The 15,000-nt window shown below is 37.1% G+C and carries 16 protein-coding genes, 1 tRNA gene, 2 rRNA genes, 1 other RNA gene and 1 other annotated feature (1 of these 21 only partly in view); of the genes, 16 read left to right on the top strand and 4 right to left on the bottom strand.

Annotation, left to right across the window (positions count from 1 at the left end):
* Together M1D66_RS27235 and rrf are read left to right on the top strand one after the other, a co-directional pair.
* Window positions 1–248: ribosomal RNA gene (locus M1D66_RS27235) — 23S ribosomal RNA — on the top strand (it extends 2,674 nt beyond the left edge of the window).
* Window positions 249–297: 49 nt separating this feature from the next.
* Window positions 298–413 (top strand): 5S ribosomal RNA (gene rrf / locus M1D66_RS27230).
* Window positions 414–447: 34 nt separating this feature from the next.
* Here rrf and M1D66_RS27225 read toward each other — a convergent pair.
* Window positions 448–1,449: a YaaC family protein gene (locus M1D66_RS27225; protein ID WP_000554283.1), complete on the bottom strand. Its 1,002-nt coding sequence runs from the start codon at window positions 1,447–1,449 to the stop codon at window positions 448–450.
* 115 nt (window positions 1,450–1,564) lie between these two features.
* Here M1D66_RS27225 and guaB point away from each other — a divergent pair, with 115 nt between their 5' ends.
* The 7 genes from guaB to M1D66_RS27190 all read left to right on the top strand — a co-directional run bounded on the left by guaB (window position 1,565) and on the right by M1D66_RS27190 (window position 8,514).
* Window positions 1,565–3,028 carry an IMP dehydrogenase gene (gene guaB / locus M1D66_RS27220; protein WP_000264088.1) on the top strand — a complete coding sequence of 488 codons (1,464 nt, stop codon included), beginning with the start codon at window positions 1,565–1,567 and terminating at the stop codon, window positions 3,026–3,028.
* Between the two features lie 113 nt (window positions 3,029–3,141).
* Complete coding sequence (dacA, locus tag M1D66_RS27215; protein ID WP_124749816.1) at window positions 3,142–4,449, top strand: D-alanyl-D-alanine carboxypeptidase DacA; 1,308 nt, start codon at window positions 3,142–3,144, stop codon at window positions 4,447–4,449.
* Between the two features lie 160 nt (window positions 4,450–4,609).
* A complete protein-coding gene (gene pdxS / locus M1D66_RS27210) occupies window positions 4,610–5,497 on the top strand; it encodes a pyridoxal 5'-phosphate synthase lyase subunit PdxS (RefSeq protein WP_000186165.1) in 888 nt (295 codons plus the stop codon).
* Window positions 5,498–5,515: 18 nt separating this feature from the next.
* Entirely contained in the window at window positions 5,516–6,106 is a 591-nt protein-coding gene (pdxT, locus tag M1D66_RS27205) for a pyridoxal 5'-phosphate synthase glutaminase subunit PdxT (RefSeq protein WP_000238785.1), read from the top strand.
* Window positions 6,107–6,160: 54 nt separating this feature from the next.
* Window positions 6,161–6,382, top strand: a binding site (T-box leader).
* 51 nt (window positions 6,383–6,433) lie between these two features.
* Window positions 6,434–7,708: a serine--tRNA ligase gene (gene serS / locus M1D66_RS27200; protein ID WP_000884187.1), complete on the top strand. Its 1,275-nt coding sequence runs from the start codon at window positions 6,434–6,436 to the stop codon at window positions 7,706–7,708.
* 154 nt (window positions 7,709–7,862) lie between these two features.
* Window positions 7,863–7,955: transfer RNA gene (locus M1D66_RS27195), tRNA-Ser, on the top strand.
* A gap of 166 nt (window positions 7,956–8,121) precedes the next feature.
* Entirely contained in the window at window positions 8,122–8,514 is a 393-nt protein-coding gene (locus tag M1D66_RS27190) for a sigma factor-like helix-turn-helix DNA-binding protein (protein ID WP_000364193.1), read from the top strand.
* A 35-nt stretch (window positions 8,515–8,549) separates the two neighbouring features.
* Here M1D66_RS27190 and M1D66_RS27185 read toward each other — a convergent pair whose 3' ends face one another.
* From M1D66_RS27185 to M1D66_RS27175, 3 genes are all read right to left on the bottom strand, one after another.
* Window positions 8,550–9,218, bottom strand: a complete 669-nt coding sequence (locus M1D66_RS27185; RefSeq protein WP_001053585.1) for a deoxynucleoside kinase — start codon at window positions 9,216–9,218, stop codon at window positions 8,550–8,552.
* Between the two features lie 2 nt (window positions 9,219–9,220).
* Entirely contained in the window at window positions 9,221–9,856 is a 636-nt protein-coding gene (locus M1D66_RS27180) for a deoxynucleoside kinase (protein ID WP_000148218.1), read from the bottom strand.
* A gap of 125 nt (window positions 9,857–9,981) precedes the next feature.
* The gene (locus M1D66_RS27175; protein WP_000798726.1) at window positions 9,982–10,521 is read right to left on the bottom strand and encodes a cysteine hydrolase family protein; all 540 of its coding nucleotides are present in this window, start codon (window positions 10,519–10,521) and stop codon (window positions 9,982–9,984) included.
* A gap of 109 nt (window positions 10,522–10,630) precedes the next feature.
* Between M1D66_RS27175 and tadA the strand changes: the two genes are divergently transcribed.
* From tadA to M1D66_RS27140, 7 genes are all read left to right on the top strand, one after another.
* Entirely contained in the window at window positions 10,631–11,131 is a 501-nt protein-coding gene (tadA, locus tag M1D66_RS27170; RefSeq protein ID WP_000434326.1) for a tRNA adenosine(34) deaminase TadA, read from the top strand.
* Window positions 11,132–11,210: 79 nt separating this feature from the next.
* An RNA gene (ffs, locus tag M1D66_RS27165) (signal recognition particle sRNA large type) lies at window positions 11,211–11,475 on the top strand.
* Between the two features lie 132 nt (window positions 11,476–11,607).
* Window positions 11,608–13,296, top strand: a complete 1,689-nt coding sequence (gene dnaX, locus M1D66_RS27160; protein ID WP_000121587.1) for a DNA polymerase III subunit gamma/tau — start codon at window positions 11,608–11,610, stop codon at window positions 13,294–13,296.
* 25 nt (window positions 13,297–13,321) lie between these two features.
* Window positions 13,322–13,648 (top strand): YbaB/EbfC family nucleoid-associated protein, encoded by a 327-nt coding sequence (locus M1D66_RS27155; protein WP_014894853.1) that lies wholly within the window; start codon window positions 13,322–13,324, stop codon window positions 13,646–13,648.
* Window positions 13,649–13,662: 14 nt separating this feature from the next.
* On the top strand, window positions 13,663–14,259 hold the full coding sequence (recR, locus tag M1D66_RS27150) for a recombination protein RecR (RefSeq protein WP_000559169.1): 597 nt from the start codon (window positions 13,663–13,665) through the stop codon (window positions 14,257–14,259).
* A gap of 14 nt (window positions 14,260–14,273) precedes the next feature.
* Window positions 14,274–14,495, top strand: a complete 222-nt coding sequence (locus M1D66_RS27145; RefSeq protein WP_000466019.1) for a YaaL family protein — start codon at window positions 14,274–14,276, stop codon at window positions 14,493–14,495.
* Window positions 14,496–14,656: 161 nt separating this feature from the next.
* Window positions 14,657–14,926 carry a pro-sigmaK processing inhibitor BofA family protein gene (locus tag M1D66_RS27140; RefSeq protein ID WP_001089273.1) on the top strand — a complete coding sequence of 90 codons (270 nt, stop codon included), beginning with the start codon at window positions 14,657–14,659 and terminating at the stop codon, window positions 14,924–14,926.
* Window positions 14,927–15,000 lie beyond the last annotated feature (74 nt).

The following is a 15,000-nucleotide window of genomic DNA, read 5'->3' as shown; positions in this document are numbered from 1 at the left end:
TTAGTACGAGAGGACCGGGATGGACGCACCGCTGGTGTACCAGTTGTTCTGCCAAGGGCATAGCTGGGTAGCTATGTGCGGAAGGGATAAGTGCTGAAAGCATCTAAGCATGAAGCCCCCCTCAAGATGAGATTTCCCATAGCGTAAGCTAGTAAGATCCCTGAAAGATGATCAGGTTGATAGGTTCGAGGTGGAAGCATGGTGACATGTGGAGCTGACGAATACTAATAGATCGAGGACTTAACCATATAATATGTAGCAAATGTTATCTAGTTTTGAAGGAATATGCCTTCATAGTTTGGTGATGATGGCAGAGAGGTCACACCCGTTCCCATACCGAACACGGAAGTTAAGCTCTCTAGCGCCGATGGTAGTTGGGACCTTGTCCCTGTGAGAGTAGGACGTCGCCAAGCAACTAAAAACACAAGTCATTTGACTTGTGTTTTTTTATTTCCCATGAAATAGATTTGGTTCCATTAATAAAAAATTTGAAATATAGTAAGGGATTTTTTGAGCAGAAATACTTAGAAATTGATAAATAAATGGATAATCTTCAGAACCATAACTTCCAAGTAAGTCATACCACCAATCTGTTTCATATCTAGAAATCATGCTTAAATTATAGAGCAATAAATAATGAATGAGGAGTTCAGGTAATATTGGCTTAGGATTTCTAGGGTCAGTCGTAAGTGGCAAATAATAAGTATTAGTAAGATGTTCATAGTATAAAGGAGTACTGTACATAGGATTCCATGATTGAATAGGCGCTGTAAAAAGTAAATTCGATTCATTAGTCTTCTCAGGTACGTGTTGTATTGATAAATGCTTACAAGATGTTTCAATGTAACGAGAAAATCTCTCTTTAGTCATATGTAATCGATCTAGTAGGTTGACTGAAAAGGAGAGCTCATTTTTAATTGTTGAATCAATTTTATATAAAGTTGATCCTTTTTGACTATAATGAAATAAATTTTGTAATTCTGGAATATTTCCCATTAGTTCTAACATGTTAAATTTTTCTGCTTCTAAGTGTTTCATGTGAAACAGTTGTTCTGCAACATGAGTAAATAATCCGTTTTTTTGTACCTTCACCTCATCTTCTAAAAATTGATACCCTTGTTTTTTTCGTTTGCGAGTTGTAACGCCATGAGCTAAAACAGTAGTGGATTCAGGATAGTTAGGGTCAATAGTTAGTAGGCATGCTTTAAACAGTTGACTAATTCCATAAAATAACAACATTGGTTGAATGGAAAATGGAGCAGTCTTATATAATTCATAATAATTTTTCCCGTGTTCTAAGTAATAAATAAAGGGATAACAATTTTCAAAACTTTTTTTTTCTGCATCCTGAATAGAGGATTTTTCATAACAACGGGCAAGATAACGTTGTACGTTTTGAGATGAAAAAAAGAAACTTAACTGCTGCCAAGTACAAGATGTTTGATGCATATATTACGCTCCTTTTATTGTCTAAAAATTCTAACATATATATACGTCCTTGACAGTATTTTAACCAATTGATAAGCTACTAATAATAATTTCTGGTATCATAGGGGGAACAATTATGTGGGAATCTAAATTTGTTAAAGAAGGTTTGACTTTTGATGATGTATTACTTGTACCAGCTAGGTCAGATATATTACCAAGAGAAGTAAGTGTTAAAACAGTTTTATCTGAAAGCTTACAGCTAAACATCCCGTTAATTAGTGCAGGAATGGATACAGTAACAGAAGCTGACATGGCTATTGCAATGGCTCGCCAAGGTGGTTTAGGAATTATTCATAAGAATATGTCTATTGAGCAACAAGCAGAGCAAGTTGATAAAGTAAAGCGCTCTGAAAGCGGGGTTATTTCAGATCCTTTCTTCTTAACTCCAGAACATCAAGTATATGATGCAGAACATCTTATGGGAAAATATCGTATCTCAGGTGTACCGGTTGTAAATAATTTAGATGAGCGAAAATTAGTTGGTATTATTACAAACCGTGATATGCGCTTCATCCAAGACTACTCAATCAAAATTTCTGACGTAATGACAAAAGAACAATTAATTACAGCTCCAGTTGGTACTACACTGGAAGAAGCTGAAAAGATCCTACAAAAGTATAAAATTGAAAAACTCCCTCTTGTTGATAATAACGGTGTATTACAAGGGCTTATTACAATAAAAGATATTGAAAAAGTAATTGAATTCCCAAACTCTGCTAAGGATAAGCAAGGGCGCTTATTAGTTGGAGCAGCAGTTGGTGTAACAGCGGATGCTATGCTTCGCATTGATGCATTAGTAAAAGCTAGTGTAGATGCAATTGTACTTGATACAGCACATGGGCATTCTAAAGGTGTTATTGATAAGGTAAAAGAAGTTCGTGCTAAATACCCATCACTAAATATTATCGCTGGAAATGTTGCTACTGCTGAAGCAACGAAAGCATTAATTGAAGCTGGTGCAAACGTAGTTAAAGTTGGTATTGGACCAGGTTCTATTTGTACAACACGCGTTGTAGCCGGTGTTGGTGTACCACAATTAACTGCAGTTTATGATTGTGCAACAGAAGCTCGCAAACACGGTATTCCAGTTATTGCTGATGGCGGTATTAAATACTCTGGTGATATGGTGAAAGCATTAGCGGCAGGAGCACATGTTGTTATGCTAGGTAGCATGTTTGCAGGTGTTGCAGAAAGTCCTGGAGAAACTGAAATTTACCAAGGTCGTCAATTTAAAGTGTATCGTGGTATGGGTTCTGTCGGTGCGATGGAAAAAGGAAGTAAAGATCGTTACTTCCAAGAAGGCAATAAAAAACTTGTCCCAGAAGGTATTGAAGGACGAGTGCCATATAAAGGACCTTTAGCAGATACAGTTCACCAATTAGTTGGTGGCTTACGTGCAGGTATGGGATATTGCGGAGCACAGGATTTAGAATTCTTACGCGAAAATGCACAATTCATTCGTATGTCAGGTGCCGGCTTACGTGAAAGTCATCCTCATCACGTACAAATTACAAAAGAGGCTCCAAACTACTCGTTATAATGTCTTATATACAAATAGACAGAGATTTGATATCTCTGTCTATTTTTTTTTGATTATGTTAGAATAACGGTTATGTGAGTACATAGATATTGGGGGTAGCAAAAGTGAAAGGTATGTTTTGCAAAAGATTCATTGCTTTGGTAACAGTGCTTACACTAGCTTGTAGCATTTTTATGCCATATAGCAATGCATCAGCTGAAACAGGAGCCGCTTTAAACATTGAAGCAGGTGCGGCAATTTTAGTAGAAGCGAATTCTGGGAAAATTTTATATCAAAAGAATGCAGATGAATTATTATCCATTGCTAGTATGACAAAGATGATGAGTGAATATTTAGTTCACGAAGCAGTGGATAAAGGAAAACTTAAGTGGGACCAGAAAATTAAGGTTTCTGAATATGCATATAAGGTTTCACAAGATGCTTCATTATCAAATGTTGCATTAGAAAATGGTGGCTCTTATACAGTAAAAGAGTTATACGAAGCAATGGCAATCTTTTCTGCAAATGGTGCAACAATTGCATTAGCAGAAGCAATTGCAGGTAAAGAAGTAGACTTCGTAAAAATGATGAATGACAAATCGAAAGAACTAGGGTTAAAAAATTATAAATTTGTCAATTCTACAGGTTTAACGAATAAAGATTTAAAGGGAATGCATCCAGAAGGAACAACAGCGGATGAAGAAAATAAAATGTCTGCAAAGGATGTTGCAACTTTAGCACAACATTTAATTAAAGATTATCCAAAAGTGTTAGATACAGCAAAAATCCCTAAAAAAGAATTCCGCCCAGAAAAAGAGAAGTTTGGAATGTCGAACTGGAACTGGATGTTAAAGGGCTTAGTTAAAGAATATGATGGCGTAGATGGCCTAAAAACAGGCTCAACTCCAGAAGCAGGAGATTGCTTCACTGGTACGGTTGAAAGAAACGGAATGCGTTTTATTTCTGTAGTTATTAAAACAAGTTCTCATACAGCACGTTTTGATGAAACAAAGAAGCTATATGATTATGGATTTGCTAACTTTGAAGTGAAACAAATGTATAAAAAAGGTTCTTCAGTAAAAGGACAAGAAACAGTACGAGTAGAAAATGCGAAAGATAAAGATGTAGCAGTTCAAACGAAACAAGCTATTTCACTTCCAGTGCCAAAAGGAAGTAAAGATGTTTATAAAACAGAATTAAAAGAATCAAGTAAGGGACAAGAAGCACCTATTAAAAAGGGAGCTGCGCTTGGTCAAATGGTAATTACGCCAAAAGATACAAACGACCCTGGATTTTTAACTGGTAAGTCACTGCAAGTGGATCTTGTAACGACATCTGAAGTAGAAGAAGCAAACTGGTTTACTCGTGCTATGCGCGGAATTGGTTCATTCTTTAGTGGTATGTGGAATAGTGCTGTTGATACAGTAAAAGGTTGGTTTTAAAAGCTCCTCACGATAGGAGCTTTTTTTTATTCCTATTTTTCATACCGACTTTATGAAAAAGTAGTAGACAAGCATCTGATAGTTAGTGGTAGAATGTAAGAGTATTCTTAATTTTCGCCTTTAACGGGGGAAAGCAATTCACCTAGGGGGGTTTTTGTACATGACAAATGTAACAGGGACAGAACGTGTAAAACGTGGAATGGCAGAAATGCAAAAAGGCGGCGTTATTATGGACGTAGTTAACGCTGAACAAGCAAAAATTGCAGAAGAGGCAGGCGCAGTTGCCGTTATGGCATTAGAGCGTGTACCAGCAGATATTCGTGCAGCAGGTGGCGTTTCTCGTATGGCAGACCCAACAATTGTTGAAGAAGTTATGGGTGCGGTGTCAATTCCGGTTATGGCAAAATGCCGTATCGGTCACCTTGTAGAAGCACGTGTATTAGAATCATTAGGGGTAGACTATATCGATGAGAGTGAAGTATTAACTCCTGCTGATGAAGTATACCATTTAAATAAACGTGATTACACAGTTCCATTTGTATGTGGTTGCCGTGATATCGGAGAAGCTGCACGTCGTATTGCAGAAGGTGCATCTATGCTTCGTACAAAAGGTGAACCAGGAACAGGAAACATTGTAGAGGCAGTGCGTCATATGCGCCAAGTCAATGCAGAAATCCGTCAAGTTGCGAGTCTACGTGAAGATGAGTTAATGACATATGCAAAAAATACTGGCGCTCCTTACGAAGTATTACTTGAAATTAAACGTCTTGGTCGCTTACCAGTTGTAAACTTTGCGGCAGGTGGTGTAGCAACACCAGCAGATGCAGCATTAATGATGCAACTTGGTGCTGATGGGGTATTTGTTGGATCTGGTATCTTCAAATCAGAAAACCCAGAGAAATTTGCACGTGCAATCGTTGAAGCAACGACTCATTATGAAGATTACGAACTCATTGCAAGCCTTTCTAAAGGATTAGGTAATGCAATGAAGGGTGTCGAAATTTCAACGTTATTACCAGAACAACGCATGCAAGAGCGTGGATGGTAATTAAAGGAGAACTTTAAAATGGTGAAAATCGGTGTACTAGGTCTTCAAGGTGCAGTTCGTGAGCATGTAAAATCAGTTGAAGCAAGTGGTGCAGAAGCTGTTGTTGTAAAGCGTATAGAGCAACTTGAAGAGATTGATGGTCTTATTTTACCGGGCGGTGAAAGTACAACAATGCGCCGTCTTATTGATAAGTATGCTTTCATGGAACCACTTCGTACATTTGCAAAGTCTGGTAAACCAATGTTTGGTACATGTGCAGGGATGATTCTTCTTGCGAAAACACTTATTGGCTATGAAGAAGCACATATTGGTGCTATGGATATTACAGTTGAGCGCAATGCGTTCGGACGCCAAAAGGATAGTTTTGAGGCTGCGCTTTCAATTGAAGGTGTGGGTGAAGACTTCGTTGGTGTATTTATCCGTGCGCCGTATGTTGTAGAAGTAGCTGATAATGTTGAAGTGCTTTCTAAGCATGGTGACCGAATGGTAGCGGTAAGACAAGATCAGTTTTTAGCAGCTTCATTCCATCCGGAATTAACAGATGATCATCGTGTGACAGCATACTTTGTTGAAATGGTAAAAGAAGCGAAAATGAAAAAAGTTGTATAAGTAACTTGCAACTTGTATAAGATTATAGTAAATTGATGGTAACAATTTTATAAAATAAGCGTGTTGATAGGAAATAGTAACAAATGTCGTTTCTTATAGAGAGTCGATGGTTGGTGGAAATCGATAGAAACAGTTTGTGAATCCATCCTGGAATGGAATGTGGAATATCTTTTAGATTAGTAAGCATTCCCGGTGAAGAGCCGTTATTTCTACTTGAGAGGAAAGCGGTAATGCTTTCAACTAGGGTGGCAACGCGGGTTAACTCCCGTCCCTTTATATAGGGACGGGAGTTTTTTGTGTTTTATAAAATAAAAGGAGGAGTATATAATGCTTGATATTAAATTTTTACGTACAAACTTTGAAGAAGTAAAAGCGAAATTACAGCATAGAGGCGAAGATTTAACTGATTTCGGACGTTTTGAAGAATTGGATACGAGAAGAAGAGAACTACTTGTTCAGACAGAAGAATTAAAAAGTAAACGTAACGAAGTATCTCAACAAATTTCTGTATTAAAGCGCGAAAAGAAAGATGCAGAAGCTCTAATTTTAGAAATGCGTGAAGTTGGAGAAAAAGTAAAGGATCTTGATAACGAACTTCGTACAGTTGAAGAAGACTTAGAAAGATTAATGTTATCTATTCCAAATATCCCTCATGAATCTGCTCCAGTTGGTGAAACAGAGGATGATAATGTAGTAGCACGTACTTGGGGAGAAGTGAAAGAATTTACTTATGAGCCAAAACCACATTGGGATCTTGCTACTGATTTAGGAATTTTAGATTTTGAACGCGCTGGGAAAGTAACTGGAAGCCGCTTCGTATTTTACAAAGGTGCTGGTGCAAGATTAGAGCGTGCTTTAATTAGCTTTATGCTTGATCTTCATACTGATGAGCATGGATATGAAGAAGTATTACCTCCATATATGGTAAACCGTGCAAGTATGACAGGAACAGGACAACTTCCAAAGTTTGAAGAAGATGCATTCCGTATTGAAAGTGAAGATTACTTCTTAATTCCAACAGCTGAAGTACCTGTAACGAATATGCATCGTGATGAGATTTTAAATAAAGAGCAATTGCCTATAAGATATGCTGCATTTAGCTCTTGCTTCCGTTCTGAAGCAGGTTCAGCTGGGCGTGACACACGTGGTTTAATTCGCCAGCATCAGTTCAATAAAGTAGAGCTTGTGAAGTTCGTAAAACCAGAAGATTCTTATGAAGAGTTAGAAAAGTTAACAAATGATGCAGAACGCGTGTTACAATTATTAGAGTTGCCATATCGCGTTATGAGTATGTGCACAGGCGATTTAGGATTTACAGCAGCGAAGAAATACGATATTGAAGTATGGATTCCAAGCTATGGCACATATCGTGAAATTTCTTCTTGTAGTAATTTTGAAGCTTTCCAAGCGAGACGTGCAAATATCCGTTTCCGCCGTGAACCAAATGGAAAACCAGAACATGTTCATACATTAAATGGATCTGGTCTTGCAATTGGACGTACGGTTGCAGCTATTTTAGAGAACTACCAACAAGAAGATGGTACAATTATAATTCCAGAAGTTCTTCGCCCTTATATGGGAGGAAAAACAGTTATTAAGTAAATTTAAACATTCATCGGTATGAGTGATTGGTAATTATGAGCGTTGTCAGTACTGTAATGTAGGAAGGGGAAAGTAAAATTTTCCTTTCCTCATAATTTATTTTAGTAGGGTTGACTAACTGTTTTTCTTTTGATATTATATTTGATGTCAATATGGAGGTATACCCAAGTCTGGCTGAAGGGATCGGTCTTGAAAACCGACAGGCGGCGAGAGTCGCGCGGGGGTTCGAATCCCTCTACCTCCTCCAGATATAATTGACAACAGCGCATATAAGTGGAGATTGGAGAACTCGTTACCAACACGTAACGAGTTTTTATTTTAAAACCAATCATAAAGTATGGTGTAAGGTAATTTTGTCCTTATTACACACTCATATTCCGATGATTATCTTCATAGATATGAAAGGAGTCAACATGGATCTTATTATACAAACGTTTCCTTTAGATGGAAAAACTTTATATTATGTACAATGTCCTGTCTGTAAGAACAATAGAATTTTAAACAGTGGTGCAAACGTATCACGCATTATTAGTGATGATACATTCCGTAAACTTTGTGGTTGTACTTGTGATGTAAAACCAGCTACGAGTAAAGTAGAGGCGCCAAAACAAGTTAAAAAAGCAGCTGTAAAGAAAGAAGCAGCTCCAAAACGTACAGGTAAAGTATTAACGGCAGTAATTAACGGGAAAGAAATGACTGTTAAAGAGATTGCTGAAGCATACGATATTAGTACAAGTACTGTTCGTCAGCGTATTAACGCAGGAAAACCTGAGAGTGAAATTATTGCTCCAACAAAGAAGAAGTAATTTAATAGGAAAACCCGTGCATATGCACGGGTTTTTTATTTTACAAGTTTACGTGTTTGTTTTAAAAAATGGCCAATTTTTTTTATGATTGGTTCGATTGAATCACCATCTTTTAAAATATCGTACTCATTAATATTTAAGCGTAATACAGGGCATGAATTAAAGTTGTTAATCCAGTTTTCATAACGCCCATGCATTTCTTTCCAGTACTCAATTGGTGTTTGCTGTTCCATTGGGCGCCCGCGTTCTTGAATACGATCGACAATATCATCAAAAGAACCTTCTAAGTAAATTAATAAGTCTGGATGAGGGAAGTAAGGAGTCATGACCATAGCGTCAAATAAACCTTTGTATGTTTCATAATCAGTTTCCGTCATTGTTCCTTTTTCATGATGCATCTTTGCGAAAATTCCAGTGTCTTCGTAAATGGAACGATCTTGAACAAAACCGCCACCATATTCAAAAATTCTTTTTTGTTCCTTAAATCGTTCTGCTAAAAAGTACACTTGTAGGTGGAAGCTCCAGCGAGTGAAGTCCGCATAGAACTTGTCCAAATATGGATTGGAATCTACTTTTTCAAATGATGTGCGATAACCTAAAGCATTAGCTAATGCAGTTGTCATAGTTGATTTACCCACACCTACCGTTCCGGCGATAGTGATTACTGCGTCATTGGGTATATCATATTTTTGCCTTAAATTCATTATTATTTCGACTCCTTTAAGAGAGTATTTTGAAGGGCAGATAGGATAACGTTTAAATCATCAGGATTTTTTACAAAATCCATATCGTCGCCATTAAATTTCAATACTGGTATTTCCGGATGATCTTTTTTAAAAGCATCCATTGCTGTTTCATAATCTTTTGTGAGCTGTAGTAAGTAATTTGGATCCATGTTTTTTTCAAATTCTCTTCCGCGCATGGCGATTCGTTTTTGCAATGTTTCTAGGCTAGCTGTTAAATAAACAATGACATTTGGCACAGGCATATCTTGTGTAAGGATACGATAAATTTGCATGTATTTGTCATATTGAGAGTCTTTTAATGTGCGGGATGCAAAAATTAAATTTTTAAAGATATGGTAATCCGCTACTACTGGTTTCCTTTGATTCAAGTACTTTATGTTAATGTCTTCTAATTGTTTGTATCTATTACAAAGAAAGAACATCTCTGTTTGAAAACTCCATTCGTCGATGTCTTCATAGAACTTTCCTAAAAAGGGATTTTCATCAACAATCTCTTTTAGTAAGTGGAGTTGCATGTGAGTTGAAATTTCCTTCGCAAGTGAAGTTTTTCCAACACCAATTGGTCCTTCAACCGTGATAAATGGTACTCCGGTCACGCTGTTTCCTCCTTTCAATCAGTGATTTACCGTGACTACTAAAAACACAAAACAGAATTATTGTAGCACAAGAGGGAAGCGAGCGGGTTAATTTGATATAAAAAGTTAGAAAATAGATATATGTATTAATTAAATTTTATTTTGGTTGATGATGTTATATTTGCTTTCAATGTAGTTTCCATTATTTTTAAAGCATGTATATTATCTTGGTCGTTGTTAGAGGCGATACAATCCTGTGGTACATACAATTTATAATTTCTCATATGAGCATCATTAGCTGTAAATAGGATACATATATTTCCGGCAACCCCTGTTAATATTAGATTTTCTATTTTTAAATAACCTAGTAATGAATTTAAAGGTGTTTCATAAAAAGCGGAATAATGTGGTTTAATAAAAATGTACTCATCAAAACTTGGAGCAATCTTATGGATTATATTTTCGCTATATTCATTTGTGCAATGAGTAATAAGTTGGTCGATATCAGATCTCCAAAGTTGATAATGGTCATTAACGTAAATTATAGGATAGCCGAGGGATTTCATTTTTTTCTTTAATTGTAAAATAGGGTTTGTTATAGTTTCGCATTTTTTAGCTAGTATGGGTCCGTGGGAAAATTGAAAGTCATTAATCATATCGATAATGAGCAAGGCGGTATTTTTCATATGTAATCCCCTCTCTTTTTTCTTTTAGGGTGGATTGAATTTGTAAAAGTTATCCCCTGTGTAGTAAATGGAAATAAGTGTACTTTATTTGTAATGAAAGGACTATGTTATGGAACAAGATCAAGATATTTATTTTATGCAATTAGCGATAGAAGAAGCTAAAAAGGCAGAGGAAATACAGGAAGTACCAATTGGAGCAGTTATAGTGTTAGATGGTGAGGTAATTAGTGTTGCCCATAATTTAAGGGAAACTGAGCAAAGATCAATAGCTCATGCTGAGTTGCTAGCGATAGATGATGCATGTAAAAAATTAGGGACATGGCGTTTAGAAGATGCAACATTGTATGTAACATTAGAACCTTGCCCAATGTGTGCGGGTGGAATTGTTTTATCACGAGTGAAGCGAGTTGTATATGGTGCAAGTGATCCGAAGGGCGGATGTGCAGGGACATTGATGAATCTTTTAACGGATGACCGCTTCAATCATCAATGTGAAGTAGTATCTGGTGTACTAGAGGAAGAATGCGGTACGTTGTTAACAAACTTTTTTAGAGAGCTTCGTAAAAAAAGAAAAGCAATAAAAAAATTAGAGAAGAATACTGGGAACTAACGTATTTGCATTTTCTAAAGAAACAAGTTATACTGATAATGCCTTTAATGAAGGCAACCGAATATTGGTTTTAACTTTGCCGTGCTAAGCGGGGAGGTAGCGGTGCCCTATACTCGCAATCCGCTCTAGCGAGGCCGAATCCCCTCTCGAGGTTATGTTGCTGTAAGGTCTGCCTTAAGTAAGTGGTGTTGACGTTTGGGTCCTGCGCAACGGGACCCCGTGAACCTTGTCAGGTCCGGAAGGAAGCAGCAATAAGCGGGTCTTCTCGTGTGCCGCAGGAGTGCCTGAACCGAGCTAACTGCTTGAGTAACGCTTATGGTACGTAATCGACGGAGGGTGCACGGCAGTTATATATGTATACAAAACTCACCTTAATACAAAGGTGAGTTTTTTGTATAGAAAATAACTTTTGGAATCTATAAACAGAATGGGTTATAATAAATGAGATAATAACCTTTGAGGGAGGCCGTATTTTCGTGTCATACCAAGCGTTATACCGAACATGGAGACCGCAAAAGTTCGAAGATGTAGTCGGTCAAAAGCACGTGACAAAAACGTTGCAAAATGCCCTTCTTCAAGAGAAAGTTTCACATGCTTATTTATTTTCTGGCCCGAGGGGAACAGGAAAAACGACAATTGCAAAAGTATTTGCAAAAGCAATTAACTGTGAACATGCTCCGGTAGCTGAACCTTGTAATGAATGTCCTTCTTGTTTAGGAATCACACAAGGATCCATTTCAGATGTATTAGAAATTGATGCGGCTTCAAATAACGGTGTAGATGAAATTCGAGATATTAGAGATAAAGTAAAATATGCTCCAAGTGCTGTAGAATATAAAGTATACATTATTGATGAAGTTCACATGCTTTCTATGGGTGCATTCAATGCGCTTTTAAAAACCTTAGAAGAGCCGCCAGGACATGTTATCTTTATTTTGGCGACAACAGAACCTCATAAGATCCCACCTACAATCATTTCACGTTGTCAGCGCTTTGAATTCCGAAAAATATCAGTGAATGATATTGTTGAGAGATTATCAACGGTCGTGACAAATGAAGGTACGCAAGTGGAAGGTGAAGCATTACAAATTGTTGCGCGTGCTGCCGAAGGTGGTATGCGTGACGCGCTTAGTCTTATTGATCAGGCTATATCTTATAGTGATGAGATTGTTACGACAGAAGATGTATTGGCCGTAACAGGATCTGTTTCTCAGCAATACTTAGGCAATTTAGTAGAGTGCATACGTGAAAATGATGTATCAAGAGCATTGCAAATCATAGATGAAATGATGAGTAAAGGGAAGGATCCAGTTCGTTTTATGGAGGATTTCATTTACTATTATCGTGATATGCTTTTATATCAAACTTCACCGCAACTAGAACATATGTTGGAACGAGTAATTGTAGATGATCAATTCCGTAAGTTGAGTGAAGAAATGCAACCGGAAGTGATCTATGAGATTATTCATACCCTTAGTAAGGGACAACAGGAAATGAAGTGGACAAATCATCCGCGTATTTTCTTAGAAGTTGTTATGGTGCAATTGTGTCAACAGTTTATGATGCAAGCAAATGGTACAGATCGTTTGCAAGCAATTATGAACAGGATGCAGCAACTGGAGAAAGAGTTAGAGCAAGTCAAAAAGAACGGTGTGCCAGCTGGTGTACAACAGGAAGTAAGAGAGACACGCGCAACACCAAAACCGGTACGAACAGGAAGTATGAAAATTCCTGTCGGACGTGTAAATGAAGTATTAAAACAAGCGAAGCGTCAAGATTTAGAACAATTAAAAGCTGTATGGGGTGAGTTGTTAGGAAGACTCAAATCATATAACAAAGTAGCGTTTGCCGTTTTACTTGAAAATAGTGAACCAGTGGCAGCTTCAGATGACACTTACGTTTTAGCATTTCAATATGAGATTCACTGTAAGATGGCGAGCGAAAATCGAGAAGCTATGGATACAGTAGAACAAGCTTTATTTGAATTGCTAAGTAAAAGGTTAAATATGATTGCCATTCCAAAAAGTGAATGGGGTAAAATCCGTGAAGACTTTTTACAACGTGAAGGCGGAGAGTCTGAAGAAAGCCCGGAGAAAAAGGAAGACCCTCTTATAGAAGAGGCAGTGAAGTTAGTAGGGCAAGAACTCATTGAAATAAAAGAGTAATAATAATTAGGAGGAATTAATTATGATGCGTGGCGGAATGGGAAATATGAATAACATGATGAAACAAATGCAAAAGATGCAAAAGGACATGGCGAAAGCACAAGAAGAGCTTGGTGAAAAAACAGTTGAAGGTACAGCTGGCGGCGGAATGATTACAGTTATTGCAAATGGTCACAAGCAAATTCTTGAAGTGAAGATTAAAGAGGAAGTTGTAGATCCAGAAGATATCGAAATGTTACAAGACTTAGTATTAGCTGCAACAAACGATGCACTTAAAAAGGCTGATGAGCTTTCAAACTCTACAATGGGTAAATTTACAAAAGGCTTAAACTTACCAGGTGGAATGTTCTAGGAGGATATTGATACATGCATTATCCAGAACCAATATCAAAACTAATCGATAGTTTTATGAAGTTGCCAGGTATCGGACCGAAAACAGCGGTTCGATTGGCATTTTTCGTATTAGATATGAAAGAAGATGATGTGTTAGGTTTCGCGAAAGCACTTGTAAATGCGAAGCGAGATTTAGCGTACTGTTCTGTATGCGGACATATTACTGATCGTGATCCTTGTTATATTTGTAATGATTCACATCGAGATCAATCAGTTGTTTGTGTCGTGCAAGAACCGAAAGATGTAATCGCGATGGAAAAAATGAAAGAGTATCAAGGTGTATATCATGTGTTACGTGGTGCGATTTCTCCTATGGAGGGAATTGGACCGGAAGACATTAATATCCCGCAACTCTTAAAGCGACTACATGATGAAACGGTACAAGAAGTGATATTAGCAACAAACCCTAATATTGAAGGGGAAGCTACAGCGATGTATATCTCCCGCCTCTTAAAACCTACAGGCATTAAAGTAACTCGTATTGCACATGGTCTGCCAGTTGGTGGAGATTTAGAATATGCAGATGAAGTGACATTATCCAAAGCGTTAGAAGGGCGCAGAGAAGTATAAGAGGAGAAACAAAAATGTTCTTTCAAAAAAAGGGTAAATTGCGTAAAGAGTATGACGATAAGTTAATTGTACTTTTGGAAAAAGTGAAGAATGAGTGGTTACGTCAGAAGAGAATGGTCGAACAAAGTGTAGAACCGTCTCAAGATGTCATTTGTTCTTTGAAAATAGCAGAGGCGAAATATTTCTTTTTGTTGAAAGAAGCAAAGCGTCGTCCTGTAAAAATGGAACAATGGTAAAAGGCTCTGCTTTCTAAGCAGGCCTTTTTATTTTGTTTTTTTAATGCTGAGGTATTGTTTTATTTAGTTTATATGAAAGAGATGCTGCATATGATAACTGTTCTTTTTTATTGTCTTGTCCCATACAAATAGATGTATAGGTCATTCATAAGGAGGAAAAAATGAATTCTACAATTATTATTGTTGGTATTCTTACTTTAGTATTTATTTTTCTTGTTTTTGGTGTTGCCTCTAAGCCATTACGTTTTATAGGTAAGGTGATTTTTCATGTTACTTTAGGAATAGCATTGCTTTTTATCGTAAATGTTGTAGGGACATATTTTGATTTTCATATCCCAATTAACATGGGTACAGCAGCAATAACGAGTTTATTAGGTCTACCGGGTGTGGCAGCATTAGTGATTATTAAGCTTTATATCATGCCAAGATAAAATTTTTTTGGCATTTTTTTTAAAAGTGTTGACTATTAAATGATTAATATGGTAAATTAATAAGCGTCGTCAGG

The sequence above is a fragment of the Bacillus sp. PK6-16 genome (assembly GCF_056530295.1).
Note: the sequence above shows the minus strand (reverse complement) of the source record. Positions and strands in the feature narration are given on the sequence as shown.